The organism is Roseovarius sp. D22-M7 (genome assembly GCF_037083785.1).
Lineage (GTDB): Bacteria > Pseudomonadota > Alphaproteobacteria > Rhodobacterales > Rhodobacteraceae > Roseovarius.
This window is the reverse complement of the sequence record NZ_JBAPKY010000001.1, coordinates 198,726-215,440: the sequence shown is the minus strand read 5'-3', so window position 1 is coordinate 215,440 and position 16,715 is coordinate 198,726. Positions and strand designations below refer to the sequence as shown.

Below are 16,715 nucleotides of genomic sequence, written 5' to 3'. Positions count from 1 at the left end.
CAACGCCCTCGGCACCGCCGAGATCGCTCGCGTGGGCTGACCTCAGTGGGGTAAGGGGAAGTCATACCTCAGGCCTGAGTTCTGCAACAATGCCCTGCAGGTCGAAGACATTGCTGCCCAGCACTTTGGCAAGGCTCGTGATGCCCCGCCCCGCACGTGCCGCGCGCACGGACACGAAGGCATCGGGCACCGACGTGCCCGGGGCCACCACGGTGGTGCCTCACAGGAAGCCGGGTGTGTCGAAGATCTCGCCGAAGTTGATCGCCGCCCGGACGAGGCCGTCCATGCCCACGACGATGATGACGAGCGGCATACCCAACTGCCCCCATTCGCGAAGCGGCCTGATGTCGCTAAGATCCTGTTTGCCCTCGTGGTCGAGCGTGTCCTGATGCTGGACGAACACGTAGCGTAAGGAGAGCGGCAGCGGGACGATCGCCAACCCGCGCGTCATCTCGCCCTGGATCGTGCCGGGCGGGCGGTCCACGGGAAAGGAGATCACGGCGAATGAAAAGCTGAGCGTCAGGATCGCCACCGCGATAATGTAGAACTGCGATTCCTTGTAGAAGAGATCGCGATTGGTGCTGATCTGCTCGCGGCCGACGAGGCCGGCGAGACCGGGGATCAACAGTATATCACCAGTTTGTTGAAGAGGGCAGCGCCGGACAATGGCCGCAACCCCGACGTCGAAGGCACCATGCAGGGCCGCCGAGATGACGACCGTTGACAGCTCGGGAAAGCTGGATCCAATGGCGACCACCACAGGGCCCTGCACGATGTCGGGAAGGCGGTAATAGGCCGAAAGCCGCTCGCTCGCGCATTCCAGAAGGCCGCTGCCCTTTCAGACGATGCCGGTTGCGACGATCGCGACAGCGATCCAGAGCAGTATTTCGGGCATGAGGTATCCTCCTGCTCGGGTGGGTGCGTCAGATAGCGAGGGCCGGTGTCGTGCTGGAGGTTTCCAGCTCCCACCAGGCGCGCCAGGTGTTGTTCCGCCGGTCAAGGACGAGGTAGTTGCGCTCGGCCACGTAACGTCTCGGCTGACCGGGGAGCCGTGCAATGCGGATCGGGTGGTCCGGGAGCAATTCTTCACCCAGCCACGACAAGGCGCCCAGAACGCGCGCCCATGCCTTCGGCGGGGCCCGGTGCGCGATCCCCGAGGCGACCAGCTGATGCAGGTGCAGGCCGTCGCCAAGGTCCATGACCGCCCGCGTGGCCAGGTGAATCTCTCCCGCGCGCGGTCACGTCCTTAACATCCCGCCGCGCCATGTCGCGCACGAGGCGCAGCATCCGCCGCCATTCGTCGCGATGCGCGCGGCTTTGCCATTGGTCGCGCAGGTCGTCCTCGTATTTCTGCATGCGCGGGACCGCCATCATCGCGGCCCCCAGCAGCGACAGGCGGAGGCCAAGCAGCGGAACACTGGACAACAAAAGCGTCTTGCCCTTCGCCTCGCGCGCTCCCTCGGCGTCCATCATCGCCCAGCCGCCAGGCCCCATGATATTGCGCCGCGTGCGCTCCGAGCGCAGATCGGGTGCGAGGATGCGCAGGCCCCCGGTCTCGACGGACCAGCCCAGGTGCGTGCCGGACGGGTCGGCGAAGCGCGCCGGAAGATCGCCCTCGGTCGTCGCATGATGAAAGATCAGGAAGGCTTCGCGGGCGGCGTCGAACAGGATCTGGCCGACCGGTGAATAGGTGCGCGACCGCCGCAGCGATCCCCAGCCGTCGCAGATATCGTGATCGCCCCATTGCATCAGCGAGGGCACCCGCGCCGCGAGCCAGGCGAATTGCGGCGCGGCGTAAAGCATTGCGTAACGTTCGAAGAACCTCTCGCGCAGATGATGCCGCAGATCGGCCAGCGCGGCGCGTGACGGGTCGCGTGGCAAAACCTCGGGCCAGCCCTCGCTCAAATCGTGGACGAGCGTGACCTCGTCGGCATAGACTTGGTCGCCACCATGCAGCATCAGCGCAAAGGAGTGCCTGAGATGTTCGTTGCGCAACCGGTCTCACATGACGTTGCGCTCCGAGCCCTCACGCTCGAGATCGCCGACCTCCTCGCCGTTGCACGACACGTAAGCAAGGCGCAGATCGGACGCGACGGCGTAGGCTTCCCCATTCCGGAAGTATCCCGACGGTCGTCTGTCGGCAGGGAGAACCGGGCGCGCCAGACCGTCGCGCGGTCGAATCCGGCGATCGCCACGGGATGCGCCGCCGTGTTTCCGGCGGATATCCCCGGCGGCGGCGCAGCATCCCGTTCGGTGATGAAGAGCGCGGATAGGCGCATTTCCCGGGCGCGACCATCGTCGAGGAACAGGATGGGGCCGATGGTGACAGTGATCTCGATACCCATGTCCGGTCAGCTATTGCAGTTGAGGCAATATCACAAGCTGGCGGACGGACTCCATTCGCCAGTTTGGTTCACACGATGAGGCCAGGGTCCCTGAGCCATCTCTCTCAAGGGATCGTCGTTTTCGTCGGCTGTCCGGTGCCGGAGCCCGACCGCGTATCTTGCGCAGCGGCCAGCCACACCCTATCTGCGTCGGAACAACAGGAATTCTGCACGAGCACTCGAAACTGCTCGAACGGTTTCCGGGGACGAACGGCTCCGCAGGCGACCTCGACATGCAGGTTGCGCAAGACTTGGCAAGCTGAGTTAACCCGCGACTGCCGCGAGCACGGTGCTTCGTGGCGGGGCTGCACCGGGTGCTGGAAGGAACAGATGTCGCACCAGGGACGGAAATCGCCGGCAACCGCACTGGATGAGGTGTCGGACCGGCTAGTGCGCGATATTGTCGACCGGCTGGAGCGGTGCGCCCAGACGGACGAGGTTGGACTGGGGGATCTTTTGGAATCCTTTGGCGCGGCGTCCTTCGTATCCGCAATCATGGTGCCCGCCGTGCTGGTCGTGTCGCCGCTGAGCGGGATCCCGTTCTTTTCGTCGCTCTGCGGCATCAGCATCGCCTTCATCGCGGGACAGATGTTGTTCAAACGCAGTCATCTTTTTCTTCCGGAGGTCGTGACGCGGCGCACCGTCCCGGGCGACAAGCTGCGTGTTGCGCTGAAATGGATGCGGCGCGTAGCGGATTTTCTCGACCGCCACACCCAGAAGGGGCGGCTGGGCCGCTTCGTCGGACCGCGCGGACGCATCCTGCCGCAATCGCTCTGCGTGATGTCGGGGGTATTGATGCCGGTGCTGGAGATCGTGCCGTTCTCGTCGTCGATCCTTGGCGCGGCGGTACTGGCCTTCTCGATCGCCCTGCTGACCCGAGATGGGGTTTTCGTTCTGGTCGGCATTTCGATCCTCGCCGCGGCAGGCGCGGTGCCGTTCTTCGTCCTTTAGCAAGACGCCGGTTGGTGGCGCGGCCGCCGCGCCGGGCAGACGAACTCGATCCCCTTGCACTTGAAATCGTGCAGCTTCCCTCGTCAAACAGAAGGGTGCCATGGCGATTTTCCGTCCTGATCCAGATTTCAGTCCGATCGCCGACCTCCACCGATTTCATGTAGATGAAGTCACGTGGGTGGCCGGGCACCCGCTTGATCGAGGACCGCCCGCCATCGGGCCTTCTTGCGCCGACGGCCCGCATCGAGATGTCCCGGAATGTCACATCCGCCTCCATGAGGAGGGTATTGCCCGTCTCGCCCTCGTCAGTCAGTGCGTGGAAGGGCCTGGTCGAGACCTTGGGCGGGGAGAAATGTCCACGTTCGCGCCGGGGTGCCAGTCCGCCGCCTGATGGACGACACAGCCCGCGTCTCCGACGCCCCGCAGTTCTTTGATGATCCCGGTTCAGTCGTAGAACCCCATCATGTGGCGATCCCATTAAAGAAACTCGGAGGAATCCTCGACCCGGAAGGTGGCGGCATCCACCTCGCCGAACTTGGAGTGAGCATGCACCTCGCGGCCGTCATCTTCGGGAATGTGCTCCACCGTGTAGCGGACCGCACCGGTGGCATCGACATGGCGATGGATCCGATCGTGACGCAGCTGTGCTTTGAACCAGGTCTCGCCATCCACAAGGGTCACTTGGGCCGTGGGATCCTCGTCGGTGATCTGAATGATCCTTTATGTCGAGGTCGTGGCCCTCGTGGCGTTTGCGATCACGGCTCATCATGCCTCGCCTCGTTATCTGCGCCTCGAACGGGTCTGGTTGTGTGAACACAGGCATCTCGCGGCAGGAAAGGTCATCCCGGGCAAGATGAAGGGGATTTCGCGATTTCTGCGACCGTAGCAGCCGCCGAAATCCTGAAAGCGGTCGGGTTTGACCATCGGCAATCGTTGCAGGCTGAAGCCGGTCTTGTGTTGCCGTCACAAGCGTAACCTCCCTGTCCGGACCGTTCGAAACGATGTGTGGCACAGACGTCTCTTGAAACGTCTGCATCACTGGCCGGGTGCTTGTCGCAGTCATCCGGCAGTGCAGCACGCTTGGCGATTTGGGCCGATATGAATGTCGGCTCCCAGCTTCCCCACACGTTCACCTTGCCATCGCGGCGAATGCCGGAACCCGCCCGATCTTCATAAGCCGCCCCGGCGACATGCTCTTGTCGAATGTCTTTTAACGGCTGAAAAAAGCCATCTGCAACCGAAGCTTACTGACTGTAAGCGACCGTCTTCTGAAGGCTTTTCCGCTCTAGCGTCTCGCCGGCGTCTCCTCAGCGCCGCCCTTCGCGCAGCCAGCCGGCAAGGATGAGACCCGCGACCAGCAGCAGCACCAGCCACGGCGGAAGCAGCGCGGTCTGGCTGACGCTGGCGGTCTCGTAGGCGCCGCGCGGGGTAATGCCGATCCAGCCGCGCCCGGCGCCGGGGCGGCCGGCGCGGACCTCGCGGATGCGGGGGGCGCCGTCGGCCATCGCCTGCACGCCGCCATTGGCCGCGTCAATCGCGGGGCGCAGCACGTCGCCGGAGGCGATGGTGCGCTCGAATTCCACCGGGGCGGCGGGGCCGAGGCCGATCACCGCCTCTTGGTCGCCGTTCTCGAGCCGGTAAAGGCCGATCTCGGGGCCATCGTAAAGCGTCTCGAACCGGCCGGGCGACACTTCTTCGAGATCGCGCTCGACCACCTCGCCCGAGGGGGTGGTGATCGTTACCGGTCCCACCTCATCCGAGAGCGACCGGCGGATAATGCGCATCTGCTGGCCCAAAGCCTCGGCGCGCAGGGCCTCTTCCTCGAGCTCGGGTTCCTTCATCATCCAGTGCGCAAGGCGGCGCAGCAGTTCGAGCTGCGGGCCCCCGCCCTCGAACCCGCGATCCCACAGCCACGCATGATCCGAGGCCATCAGCGCCACGCGCCCCTCGCCCACGCGATCAAGCATCAGCAGCGGGCGGTCATCCGCGCCGGTCATCACCACGTCGCCGCCCGAGGGCGTCACCTCGATCTGGCGCATCCAGCGGCCCCAATCGCCGTCGAACTGCGCCTCGAGGCCCGAGGTGACGGGGTGGCGGTCGCCGAGATCGGTCACGGACGGACGGTAGCCCTCTTCGACCACGCGGGCGGTGGGACGGGCGGGGACGAATTCTTCGAACGGGCCGCGATAGATGCTTTCGGCGCCGGCGAAGGCCGGACCTGCCGACAGAAGCACCGCGCCGCCTTCCTCGACATAGCGGCGGACATTGTCGAGATAGAGCGCCGGCAGGATGCCGCGGCGCTTGTAGCGATCGAAGATGATCAAGTCGAAATCATCGACCTTTTCAAGGAACAGTTCGCGCGTCGGGAAGGCGATCAGTGACAGTTCCCGCACCGGCACGCCGTCCTGCTTGTCGGGGGGGCGCAGGATGGTGAAATGCACCAGGTCGACGGAGCTGTCGGATTTCAGCAGGTTGCGCCAGGTGCGGGTGCCGGGATGCGGCTGGCCCGAGACCAGCAGCACGCTGAGGCGGTCGCGCACGCCGTTGATCTGCACCAGCGCGGTGTTGTTGCGGTCTGTGAGCTCGCCGTCGGCCATCGGCGTGGTGAATTCCAGCACGTTGCGCCCGGCATGGGGCAGGGTCACCGGCAGGGTGATCTCCTCGCCCACCGGCACGGTGAAGCGGCGCGGTTCGGCCCCGTCGATCGAGATGTCGAGCGGCACTTCGCTGACCCCCTCGGGGGCGGCACCGTCATCGTCGATGCGCAGGGTCAGTTCCACCTCCTCGTCGAGGATGGCGAAGGCGGGGGCGTTGTCGATCCTCAGGCGACGGTCCCAGTCGCCGTCCCGCCCGCTATGCAAAAGGTGCAGCGGGGCAGGCATGTCGGGGGCATTTTCGACGTCGTGGACGCGCCCGTCCGACAGCAGGATCGCGCCGGCGATGCGGCCGCGCGGTTCCTCGGCAATGGCCTGCGACAGGGCCGTCATGGCACGGGTGCCGGCATTGTCGGGCGCGTCCGCCACGGTGATACGTCGCACCTCGGTGTTGTCGCGCGCCTCGAACCGGTCGGCGAGGGTGTCGGCCATGTCGGCGGTCATCGCGGCGCGGTCGGCCAGATCCTGGCTGGCGCTCTCATCCTCGAGAAGCAGCACGATGTCGCTGAGCGGGGTGCGGTCTTCCTGCTGGTAGCTGAGCCCAAGAAGCGCCGCCAGTACCACAAGCCCCGCCCCGCCACGGAACGCCCAGCCAGAAAGGCCGCGCCGCAGCGCGAGGATCAGGCCCGCCGCGACCAGCCCGCCAAGTGCGGCGATCAGCCACACCGGCAGCAGCGGGTCGAAGATCACGCTGACGGTCATTGGCCCAGCCTGTCGAGCAGGGCGGGCACGTGCACCTGATCGGATTTGTAGTTGCCGGTCAGCACATGCATCACGAGGTTGACACCAAAACGGTAGGCCATCTCGCGCTGGCGCTCGCCGGCATAGCCGCGGCCGACAGAGAAGAGCGGGTTGCCGCGTTCGTCCACCGCCCAGGCCGACGCCCAGTCATTGCCGCCGATCACAACCGGGGTGACACCGTCATTTAGGTTGCGGAACGGCATCCCCTCGATCCGTTCGGCATCTGGGGGGGCGGCCTCGACCCAGACATCGCGGCCCTGGTGGCGGCCGGGGAAATCGTTCAGCAGGTAGAAGGTGCGGGTCAGCACGTGGTCGTCGGGCACCGGTTCCAGCGGCGGGATGTCCAGCGGCTCGGCCAGGCGTTGCAGCCGGGCCCCGTTGGGCGAGGACGCGCCGAAGCCCGCGATGTCGGCGTCGCGGGTGTCGAAGACGATCATGCCGCCGCTGCGAAGATAGGTGTTGAGCTTGGCGTAGGCGTCGCCCGAGGGGACAGGCTGATCGGTGGTGATCGGCCAGTAGAGGATCGGGTAGAAGGCAAGCTCGTCGCGTTCTAGGTCGACGCCGATGGGCTCGGCGGGTTCGACCGTGGTGCGGAAGGTCAGCGTTCGCCCGAGACCCCGCAGACCGGCGCGCGCGGCCCTGTCGACCTGGTCGTTGCGGGTCAGGACATGCGCCAGCACGACCTCGGAGGTGGCTTCGATCGCCCGGGCGTCGTTATCTTGGGCGCGGGCTGTCTGCGGCGCGGCGAGGCCGAGGCAGAGCGCGAGGGCCACGCCGGTCGCGGTGCGCGCGGCGCGCCCGACCCCAAGTCGGCCCGACAGCGCTAGCGAGGCCACGATATCGGCGGTCAGCAGGATCAGCGCCGCCGCCAGAAGCCAGCCGCCGAGCGGTTGTTCGGGCGCGCGCGCCAGCCCGTCGACGGGGATGCGCGCGGGCCATGTGGCGGGTGCGAGCGTGGTGTCGGCGGCGATCACGTTGCGCGCGACGCTCCGGTCGGGCCCGTCGTAGAGCCCCGGCAGAAGGTCCGGGCCCAGGGGTGCGTCGAGCAGCGCCTCGCCGGGGATGCCGGGGCGGGTGCCGGCATCGTCGAGCCGGCCGAACGCGTCGAGCACGCGGGACGGCTGCCATGTCGTGCCGGCAAGCTCTGCCGCATCGGGCGGGGTCACCGCCGACGCGGCCGCGAGCCGTTCGAGCATCTGCACGAAGAGCCCCGATAGCGGCAGCGTGGACCATTCGGCATTGGCGGTGACGTGAAAGAGCACGACCTGCCCGGTGCCGATTCGCTTGCGGGTGACCAGCGGCGTGCCGTCGCCGAGCTGGGCGATCACCCGCTCGGACAGGGTGGGGTCGGGCTGGGCCATGACCTGCGCGCTGACGGTCACGTCGCCGGGGATGGCGAGGCCTTGGAACGGGCTGCCCTCGGGGAACGGTGCCAGCGTCTTGGGGTCCCCCCAGCTCATCGCGCCGCCGACAGTGCGCCCACCGGCGCGCAGGCGCACAGGCATCAGCGGCGCCTCTTGCCGGCGCGACACGTCGCTGGCCGCGACGCGCGGGCCGGCAAAGCGCAGCAGCAGCCCGCCCGCGTCGATCCATTCGGAAAGCGCCGTCTCTTCGGCATTCGACAGCGTCGCCACGTCGGCCAGCACGATCACGTCCGGGTTGGCCGGCAGCACGTCCATCAGCGACCCCTCGATCAGGTCGGCCGAAGGGGCGAAGGCCTGTTCGAGATAGTGCAGCGGCGACAGCAGTTCGAGTTCCTCGCGTTCCTCGCGGCCGGCGATCAGCGCCACCTCGCGCCGCTTCAGCCCGTCATCGGTGAGCGTGACCGCGCCGGCCTGCGACGCCCCCGCGATTTCGAACCGGGTGATGCGGGCGCGCAGTTCGGGCGGCAGCGAAAGGCTGCCTGTGGTCTGCGCCGCGTCCGCTTCGAATGTCATCGGCAGGGTCGCAAGCACCCGCGGGACACCCGCCGGATCGAGGCCGTGCGCGTTCACTGTGATGTCGCGCGCGGGGCCGGGGCGGGCGCGCAGCGCGGTCAGGTCCACCATGCCGTCGGACAGGGCCGCGGGGCGCAGCGCGAGGATGGCGCGCGGACTTTCATGGACGGTGACCGGGCCGCGAGCCTCGAGTGCCTCCAGAAGCGTCGCGCGCCCTGCATGGTCCAGCCCGTCGGAGATCCAGCGCGTCTCGACCGCGTTCTCGTCGAGCATCCCGGCGGCGACGGCGTAGCGGTCGGGCGTGGGTACCCAGGGCGACGGGGCCAGCCCCGGCAGGCGGGCGCGCACGGTCTCTGCGGCCTGAAAGCGGGGCGGCTCGGGATCGCCCAGATCGAGGATCGCCGCGGCCCGTCCGGAGCGGGACGCATCGGCCAAAAGCTCGTCGATCACCGAGACCTGCGCCGACCAGTCGCGGGCGCTGGCCCAGCTTGCATCGGTGACGATCAGCAGCGGAGCGCCGGAGGCTGCCTCGCCGTCGGCGCGCGGGTTCAGGATCGGCCCGGCGAGCCCGATGATGATCGCCGCCACCGCCAGCATCCGCAGCAGCAGCAGCCACCACGGCGTGCGGTCGGTCACCGTGTCGTCGTCCGAAAGCCCCAGAAGCAGCGCAACGCCGGGAAACCGCCGCCGGATCGGCGCGGGCGGCACAGCGCGCAGGATGAGCCACAGGATCGGCAATGCGGCCAACGCCAATAGCAGCCACGGGGCCGCGAATGCGAGCGGTCCCAGCATCAGCGCGCCCCCTGATCGAGCGCGCGGTAAAGCCACAGCAGCGCCGATTGTGCGCTGTCGCCGGTATGGTGCAGCCCGTAGCGCCAGCCGGTCGCGTTGCACAGCGAAACCAGCGCGTCCTTTCGCTCGGCCAGCCGCGCGAGGTAGCGATCGCGAAGATCGCCGGCCTTCAGCGTCTCGTGCGTCAGGGTGCCGCCCATGCTTTCGAACACGGTGCGGCCGCGATAGGGGAACGCTTCCTCGGCCGGATCCAGAACCTGGTAGACCACGCCGCGCACGCCGCGATCGGCCGCTTGTGTCAGCGCATGTCGCACCCCGTCGAGATCGCCCATGAAATCCGACACCAGCAGCGCGCGCCCCTGCGCCAACAGCCCCGCCATGTCGGGGCTGGCATAGTCTTCGACGCTGTCCTCGGCAAGGGCGAGACCCAGTCGCGACAGCTGCGCCTGACCGCGGCGCGGTGGCAGGGCTGTGCCGGTTAGGCCCACCCGCTCGCCCCCGCGCACGAGGCAGACGGCGATCGCCAGCGCCAGAAGGCGTGCGCGATCGGCCTTCTCGGGCAGGCCGGGATCGCTGGCAAACCGCATCGAGGCGGCGGGATCGACCCAGAGCATCACGCTTTGCGCGATCTGCCATTCGCGCTGGCGCACGAATTCCGCGTCCGACCGCGCCGAGCGGCGCCAGTCGATCATGCCGCGGCTGTCGCCCTGCTGGACGGGGCGGTATTGCCAGAAATCGTCGCCCTGACCCGCGCGGCGGCGCCCGTGCTCGCCCAGCAGGACCGTCCCCGCAAGATGATCGGCGCGCGCCAGAAGCGGCGCCAGGCGGGCGGCCTCGGCCTCGGCGCGCGGACGCAGGGCTTGGGCGGCGGCATCGGTCATCAGGCGGCGGCCCTGCCTTGGGTGATCTCCTCGACGGTGCGGGCGATCAGCGCATCAAGGCTATCGCCGCGCGCGCGGGCGGCAAAGTTGAGCGCCATGCGGTGGCCAAGCACCGGCAGCGCCAATGCGGCCACGTCGCCGGCATCGGGCGCCAGACGCCCCTGCAGCATCGCCCGCGCGCGCACCGTCAGCATCAAGGCCTGGGCCGCGCGCGGCCCCGGACCCCACGCCACGCTTTCGCGGACGCGATCATCGGCGGTGCTGTCATCCGGGCGGCAGGCGCGCACGAGGTCGAGTATCATCTCCAACACCGTCTCGCCCACCGGCATGCGGCGCAGCATCGTCTGGGCCGCGATCAACTCGGCGGAGGTGAAGACGGCATGCGCCGCTTCGTCCTCTGTGCCGGTGGTGGTCAGCAGGATCGCGCGCTCGGTATCGCGGTCGGGGTACGGCACCTCGATCTGCAAGAGGAACCGGTCGAGCTGCGCCTCGGGCAGGGGGTAGGTGCCTTCCTGCTCGATAGGGTTCTGGGTGGCCAGTACGTGAAAGGGCTTGGGAAGTGCGCGGTTCTGGCCCGCCACCGTGACCTGGCGTTCCTGCATGGATTGCAGCAGCGCCGATTGCGTGCGCGGGCTGGCGCGGTTGATCTCGTCGGCCATCAGAAGCTGGCAGAAGATCGGCCCGTCGATGAACTTGAACGCGCGGGCCCCGTCGGCGGCGGTTTCCAGCACCTCGCTGCCAAGGATGTCGGCGGGCATGAGGTCGGGGGTGAACTGCACCCGGTTGGTGTCGAGCCCCATCACCGTGCCGAGGGTTTCCACAAGCCGCGTCTTGCCGAGGCCCGGCAGCCCGATCAACAGACCGTGCCCGCCACATAGCAGCGCCGAGAGCGACAGGTCAACGACGCGCTCCTGTCCGACGAAGCGCCGGGTGATCGAGCTGCGGGCCTCGGCCAGCTTGGCCTCCAGCGCGTCGAGGCCGGCGAGAAGATCGGGGTCGTCGGTCATGGAAAATCTCCGGTTACGGCGCTATCTACTAATAAGTGTATCTCGCAATATGGAAATGGCAAAAGCAATGAGCGAAAAATCCGTCTCGCCGCCGACCGCCGAAGGGCTTGCCGAGACCGCCCGCGCCGCCAAGGCACAAGCCAGGGGCCTGCCCCCCGTCCATGACTGGAACCCGCCCTTTTGCGGCGATCTCGACATGCGGATCGCCCGTGACGGCACGTGGTTCTACCAAGGCTCGCCGATCAGCCGGCCGGGCCTTGTGCGGCTGTTCTCGACGATCCTGCGACGCGACGGGGATGCCTATTTTCTGGTCACGCCGGTCGAGAAAGTGGGGATCACCGTAGATGACGCGCCCTTCGTGGCCGTCGATTTCGAGGCGGCGGGCACCGGCCGGGACATGACGCTGACCTTCGAGACCAATGTCGGCGACCGCGTCACCGCCGGCCCCGAGCACCCGATTCGCGTCGAGCGCGACGCCGGGACCGGCGAGCCCTCGCCCTATGTGCATGTGCGCGCGGGGCTTGAGGCGCTGATCGACCGCAAGAGCTTTTACCGTCTGGTCGAGATCGGCGACCGGCAGGAGGGCTGGTTCGGGTTGTGGTCGGGCGGCGCATTCTTCAGAATCATCCCCGAGACCGAACTGCCCTGAGTCGCGTCCGGGGGCGATGTCGGGCACGACCACCGCCGCGGCCCCGTCCGAGCCGCGGTTCGGGAAAGGGGGCCGTTTGTTGCGACGGCAGAAAAATCTTGCTTCGATTCGGAAACTACGTGATTTGTGTGGGCATCGGCGGGTCCGACCGGGCACCGCTGTCAAAGAAAACAGGGAGAGACAACGTGAGTAAAACGAAGATGGCGCTGCGCGGCACGACATTCGCCGTGACACTTGGGGCTTTCGCCATGCCTGCCACCGCCGAAATCGACGAGATCAACTGGGCCGTCCCGATCAGCTTTGCCTCGAGCCTGACCGCGCTTGGCGACACGCTGCCGTGGGTGGCCGAGCGGCTGGAAGCGGTTTCGGGCGGCAAGATAAACTTGCAGGTCGTGGAACCCGGCGCGATGATCCCGGCGCTGGCGGTGTTCGAGAGCGCCGCGACGGGCCAGATCGACGCCGGTTACAGCTGGATGGGCTACGAGCGCGGGCAGGTCCCGGCGGCCGCACTGTTCGGCGCGACACCCTTCGGGCTGGAGCCGCACGGCTATGTCGCTTGGATGTACGAGGGCGAGGGTGACGCGCTTCTGAAAGAGACGTTCGAGCCCTTCAACGTCTATCCGATCCTGTGCGGGACGATCCCGCCCGAGGCCGCCGGCTGGTTCAAGTTCCCGATCGAGAGCGTCGATCAGCTGAGCGGACTGAACATGCGCGCCGCCGGCGTTGGCGGCGAAATCATGAAGGAAGTGGGCATGTCCGTCACCGTGCTTCCGGGCGGCGAGCTTTACCAGGCGCTGGAGACCGGCGTGCTGGACGCGACCGAATTCTCGCTGCCGACGGTCGACGATCAACTCGGCTTCTACCAGGTGGCCGACTATTACCACCTGCCCGGCTGGCACCAGCCCTCGACCTCGCAGTTCCTCTACGTGAACATGGATGTCTGGAACGATCTGTCCGCCCAGACCCAGGCGGTGATCGAGACCACCTGCATGGCCGGCACGGTCTATGCCATGGCCCGCGGCGAGGCGCTGCAGGGGCCGGTCCTGAGCTCGTTCGAGGAAAAGGGCGTGGAGGCGATACAACTTCCCGATGAGGTGCTGCAGGAGTTCCGCGACGCCACCGAGGTCGTCATGGAGCGCGAAAGCGAGAACGACGCGCAGTTCGCGAAGGTCTACGACTCGATGAAGGCGTTCCAGGCGGCCAACAAGCCGTGGCACGAACTGGGCTATCTGCCGCGCGACTGGACCTGGGACAAGGAAGCGTCCGAGTAAGGTTTGCGATACTGACGACGACGCGTGACCAATGGGGAGGGGTGGCCGATGTCCGACAAGAAAGGTGAGTTTGACGAGTCCAATCCGATCGAGAATGTCGATAAGGTTCTGGACCATGCACCGCTCGTGGACGAGGCCGCCCCCAACCCGCTGGTATCGCGCATCCTAGACGGGGTGGTGACGTTCATCTCGATCTTCGCGCATGCGACCTGGATCATCCTGGTCGTGGCGATCCTTGCCAACGTGATCATGCGCTACGTGCTCGGCGGGTCGATCGTGGCGCTGGAAGAGCTGCAATGGCATCTCTACGCCTTCGGGTTCATGGTCGGACTGTCTTACACGCTGGTGCATGACAAGCATGTCCGCGTCGACGTGCTGGCCGATGGCTGGAGCAAGCGGCGCCGCGCCCGGATCGAGATCGGCGCGCTGCTGATCCTGGTGATCCCCTTCGCGGGGCTCATCCTTTACGATTCGCTGGCCTTCGTGGAATTTTCCATGCGTCTCAACGAGGGCTCGCGCTCGCCCGGCGGCTTGCCGTCGCGGTGGATCATCAAGTCGGTGATCCCGCTGGCGATGGGCCTTCTGATCCTCGCGGCGCTGGCGCGCTTGGTGCGCATGGTCGCGTTCCTGCGCGCAGTGAACTGATAGCTTTCACCCGGAAAAAAAAGAGACACGCAATGCTTGGCCTCGCCGCTAACGAACTTCTCGTGCTGTTGATGCTCTTCATGTTCATCGGGCTGCTCTTCACCGGCGTGCCGGTGGCATGGTCGCTGGCCGGGACCTCGCTGGTGGTCGCGTTCATAACCATCCAGCTGGCCAGCCAGTTCGACGTCAACACGCTGTTCTTCGACAGCTGGCGCGACTACCGGATCATCGTGCAGCGCATATACGGCACGATGGAGAACGCGGTGCTGGTGGCCTTGCCGATGTTCGTCTTCATGGGGCTGATGCTGGACCAGTCGGGGCTGGCCGAGAAGCTGATGCGGTCGTTTTCCGAGACCCTCGGGCGCGTCAGCGGCGGGCTGGCCATGGCGGTGGTGCTGATCGGCATCCTGCTGGCCGCGTCGACGGGGATCGTCGGCGCGTCGGTGGTGCTGCTGGCGACGATATCCTTGCCAATCATGCTGGAAGCAGGCTACGACAAGCGCCTCGCCGCGGGCGTGGTCGCCGCATCCGGCACGCTGGGCATCCTGATCCCGCCCTCGATCATGCTGATCATCATGGCCGACCAGCTGTCGCTGTCGGTGGGCGAGCTGTTCATGGGCGCGATCGTCCCCGGCGTGCTGCTGGGCGTGGCCTACCTGATCTACGTGGTCCTTGCCGTGGTGCTGAAGCCCTCCCTCGCACCGCGCCCCAAGTCCGTCGAGCCATTCTCGGGGAAGTTGGTGCTCGACACGCTCATCGCCGTGCTGCCGCCGGTGGGGTTGATCCTTGCCGTGCTCGGGACGATCTTCCTAGGCATCGCCACCCCCACCGAGGCGTCGGGGATCGGCGCCTTCGGGGCGACGCTTCTGGCGCTCGCCAATCGCCGGCTGAGCCTCAAGGTGATCTGGATGGTCGCGGTGCGCACCACGCTGACCACCGCCTTCATCTTCGCGATCTTCGTCGGCGCCACGGCCTTTGCGCTGGTGATGCGCGGCCTTGGCGGCGACCAGATGATCGAGAGCGCGATCACGGCGATCCCGTTCGGCGCGGTCGGGGTGGTGCTGACGGTTCTGTTCTTCGCGTTCCTCGCGGGGTTCTTCCTCGACTGGCTGGAGATCACGCTGATCTTCCTGCCGCTGGTCGGGCCGGTGATCGTCGGGCTGGGCTTCGATCCGATCTGGTTCGTGGTGGTCTTCGCGGTCGCGCTTCAGACTTCGTTCATCACGCCGCCCGTTGGTTTCTCGCTGTTCTACCTCAAGGGCGCCGCACCGCGATCGATCACCACGCGCGACATCTACGCCGGTGTGGTGCCATTCGTGCTGATCCAGCTGATCGTTGTGCTGACGATGGTCTTCATACCCGAGATCGTGACCTGGCTGCCCACCGCCGTCTACGGATGACCGGACGCGATAGCCCGGACAAAGCAAAAGCCGCACCGCCTTGCAGGGCGGTGCGGCCTTTTCGTCTTGCTGGGCAGCGCGGGCTCAGTCGGTGGGGGTGAGCTTGTGGATCATGCCCTCTTCGGAGGACACGTAGAGGCTGCCATCGGGCCCGGTAGCGAGCGCGCGGAAGCGCTGTGATTCCATCGGCAAGGTCATCTCGGTCACGTCGAAAACCGAGATCTCGCCCTCGTCGAGTTCGACCACGTCGATACGCTCACCCACCGGCGTGCCGCCGAAGCCGATCCCGAGATAGCTGACCACCATGGCGCCTTCCCAGTCGCCCCAGGCCTCGCCCTCCAGGAACGCGGCGCCGGATATGCCCTGCGACCAGCCATTGTTGGTCCAGATCGGGGGCATCGCGTCGGGATAGGTCTCGAAATCGGTCATCGGCATGTAGGCCCGCCGTTCGTACCGGTTCATGCCCTCCATCTGGTTGGGCTCGTAGCCGCAATAGCCGTCCGGGCAGTCGCCGCGCCCGGCCATGTTGGGACGCGGATCCCAGCCGCCATTGCCGCCATTCTCCAGCACCGTGATCTCGTCGGAATGCCACGGCCCGTGCTCGGCGGTGATCGGCGTGCCGGTGCCGGGATGGAAGGCGAGGCCCTGCACGTTGCGGTGCCCGTAGGTGTAGGTCCGCGGATCGAAGCCCTCGGGCGGGGCGTTGCCCTCGGCGGCGTTGCCGTCTGTGTCGAGGCGCAGCACCTTCGAGCCCATCATCGTCGGGCTTTGCGGCACCTCGGCATTGTGGTTGTCGCCGGTGGTCAGGAACAGGTGCCCCTCGGGGCCGAACGCCACGCGGCCGCCATTATGCGCGCCCGGCCCACCGAAGGGCTGGTCGGTCGCTTCCATCTTGTAGGGCACGTCGTCGACCAGATCGGTGCGGCCCGACACGTCGGTCAGATCCCCGTTCACCTCGAACCGCATCAGCCGGTTGGTATGCGGATCGGACATGTTCGAGGTCGAATAGACGTAGATCCGGCGGTTGTCGGCGAAATCGGGATCGACGGCGACGCCCATCATGCCGGCCTGCCCCTCGCAGAAAAGGTCCTCGCCGTTGGTGGCATAGCCTGCGGTATCGCCGACGCCAAGCAGGGCGTTCACCGTGCCGTCGGGCAGGCGCACCGACAGGCCGTGGCATTTCTCGGTGAAGAACATCGTGCCGTCGGGCAGAAATGCCATGTCCCACGGCGCATCAAGATCCGACAGCACCACCTCGTGGTCGAGGCTGCTGGTATTGGTCTGCGCGAGCGCCGGCACCGCGGCCATCATCGCCGCGATCGAGACCAGCGGCAGGGCGCGCAAGTCGTGTAGTTGTTTCATGAGATCAGATCCTCCCTTTGGAAAAGCGGATGCGGCGACAG

General features: G+C 66.8%; 15 protein-coding genes and 1 pseudogene. 6 read left to right on the top strand and 10 right to left on the bottom strand.

The window, feature by feature from the left end; all coding sequences use genetic code 11:
• Positions 1 to 61: 61 nt before the first annotated feature.
• The 3 genes from V8324_RS22325 to V8324_RS00995 form a co-directional block, all read right to left on the bottom strand.
• Complete coding sequence (locus tag V8324_RS22325) at positions 62 to 208, bottom strand: hypothetical protein (RefSeq protein ID WP_442970437.1); 147 nt, start codon at positions 206 to 208, stop codon at positions 62 to 64.
• Between the two features lie 12 nt (positions 209 to 220).
• Positions 221 to 823, bottom strand: a complete 603-nt coding sequence (locus V8324_RS01000) for a sodium:calcium antiporter (protein ID WP_336418046.1) — start codon at positions 821 to 823, stop codon at positions 221 to 223.
• A 263-nt stretch (positions 824 to 1,086) separates the two neighbouring features.
• Positions 1,087 to 1,995: an alkaline phosphatase D family protein gene (locus V8324_RS00995; RefSeq protein WP_336418038.1), complete on the bottom strand. Its 909-nt coding sequence runs from the start codon at positions 1,993 to 1,995 to the stop codon at positions 1,087 to 1,089.
• Here V8324_RS00995 and V8324_RS00990 point away from each other — a divergent pair.
• Both V8324_RS00990 and V8324_RS00985 read left to right on the top strand, forming a co-directional pair.
• Positions 1,981 to 2,424, top strand: coding sequence for a hypothetical protein (locus V8324_RS00990; protein ID WP_336418037.1), 444 nt, complete (start codon positions 1,981 to 1,983; stop codon positions 2,422 to 2,424). The two genes, V8324_RS00995 and V8324_RS00990, sit on opposite strands and share 15 nt — an antisense overlap.
• Positions 2,425 to 2,480: 56 nt before the next feature.
• Positions 2,481 to 3,335 (top strand): exopolysaccharide biosynthesis protein, encoded by an 855-nt coding sequence (locus tag V8324_RS00985; RefSeq protein ID WP_336418036.1) that lies wholly within the window; start codon positions 2,481 to 2,483, stop codon positions 3,333 to 3,335.
• Between the two features lie 88 nt (positions 3,336 to 3,423).
• Here the strand turns inward: V8324_RS00985 and V8324_RS22320 are convergent.
• The 6 genes and pseudogenes from V8324_RS22320 to V8324_RS00960 all read right to left on the bottom strand — a co-directional run.
• Positions 3,424 to 3,813, bottom strand: a pseudogene (locus V8324_RS22320) (hypothetical protein); the annotation flags it as partial.
• Positions 3,813 to 4,016, bottom strand: a complete 204-nt coding sequence (locus V8324_RS00980) for a hypothetical protein (RefSeq protein ID WP_336418035.1) — start codon at positions 4,014 to 4,016, stop codon at positions 3,813 to 3,815. The pseudogene V8324_RS22320 and the gene V8324_RS00980, both read right to left, overlap by 1 nt.
• A gap of 626 nt (positions 4,017 to 4,642) precedes the next feature.
• Positions 4,643 to 6,691, bottom strand: a complete 2,049-nt coding sequence (locus V8324_RS00975) for a hypothetical protein (RefSeq protein ID WP_336418034.1) — start codon at positions 6,689 to 6,691, stop codon at positions 4,643 to 4,645.
• Positions 6,688 to 9,459 (bottom strand): DUF4159 domain-containing protein, encoded by a 2,772-nt coding sequence (locus V8324_RS00970; RefSeq protein WP_336418033.1) that lies wholly within the window; start codon positions 9,457 to 9,459, stop codon positions 6,688 to 6,690. The genes V8324_RS00975 and V8324_RS00970 overlap by 4 nt, the downstream gene beginning before the upstream one ends.
• Positions 9,459 to 10,340 carry a DUF58 domain-containing protein gene (locus tag V8324_RS00965; RefSeq protein WP_336418032.1) on the bottom strand — a complete coding sequence of 294 codons (882 nt, stop codon included), beginning with the start codon at positions 10,338 to 10,340 and terminating at the stop codon, positions 9,459 to 9,461. The genes V8324_RS00970 and V8324_RS00965 overlap by 1 nt, the downstream gene beginning before the upstream one ends.
• Positions 10,340 to 11,347, bottom strand: a complete 1,008-nt coding sequence (locus V8324_RS00960) for an AAA family ATPase (protein ID WP_336418031.1) — start codon at positions 11,345 to 11,347, stop codon at positions 10,340 to 10,342. The genes V8324_RS00965 and V8324_RS00960 overlap by 1 nt, the downstream gene beginning before the upstream one ends.
• Before the next feature lie 67 nt (positions 11,348 to 11,414).
• Between V8324_RS00960 and V8324_RS00955 the strand changes: the two genes are divergently transcribed.
• The 4 genes from V8324_RS00955 (at position 11,415) to V8324_RS00940 (ending at position 15,312) form a co-directional block, all read left to right on the top strand.
• Positions 11,415 to 11,996: a DUF1285 domain-containing protein gene (locus V8324_RS00955; RefSeq protein ID WP_336418030.1), complete on the top strand. Its 582-nt coding sequence runs from the start codon at positions 11,415 to 11,417 to the stop codon at positions 11,994 to 11,996.
• A 185-nt stretch (positions 11,997 to 12,181) separates the two neighbouring features.
• Entirely contained in the window at positions 12,182 to 13,267 is a 1,086-nt protein-coding gene (locus V8324_RS00950) for a TRAP transporter substrate-binding protein (protein WP_336418029.1), read from the top strand.
• Positions 13,268 to 13,315: 48 nt separating this feature from the next.
• On the top strand, positions 13,316 to 13,912 hold the full coding sequence (locus V8324_RS00945; protein WP_336418028.1) for a TRAP transporter small permease subunit: 597 nt from the start codon (positions 13,316 to 13,318) through the stop codon (positions 13,910 to 13,912).
• Positions 13,913 to 13,944: 32 nt separating this feature from the next.
• Complete coding sequence (locus tag V8324_RS00940) at positions 13,945 to 15,312, top strand: TRAP transporter large permease (protein WP_336418027.1); 1,368 nt, start codon at positions 13,945 to 13,947, stop codon at positions 15,310 to 15,312.
• Between the two features lie 84 nt (positions 15,313 to 15,396).
• Here V8324_RS00940 and V8324_RS00935 read toward each other — a convergent pair whose 3' ends face one another.
• The gene (locus V8324_RS00935) at positions 15,397 to 16,674 is read right to left on the bottom strand and encodes a PQQ-dependent sugar dehydrogenase (RefSeq protein ID WP_336418026.1); all 1,278 of its coding nucleotides are present in this window, start codon (positions 16,672 to 16,674) and stop codon (positions 15,397 to 15,399) included.
• Positions 16,675 to 16,715 lie beyond the last annotated feature (41 nt).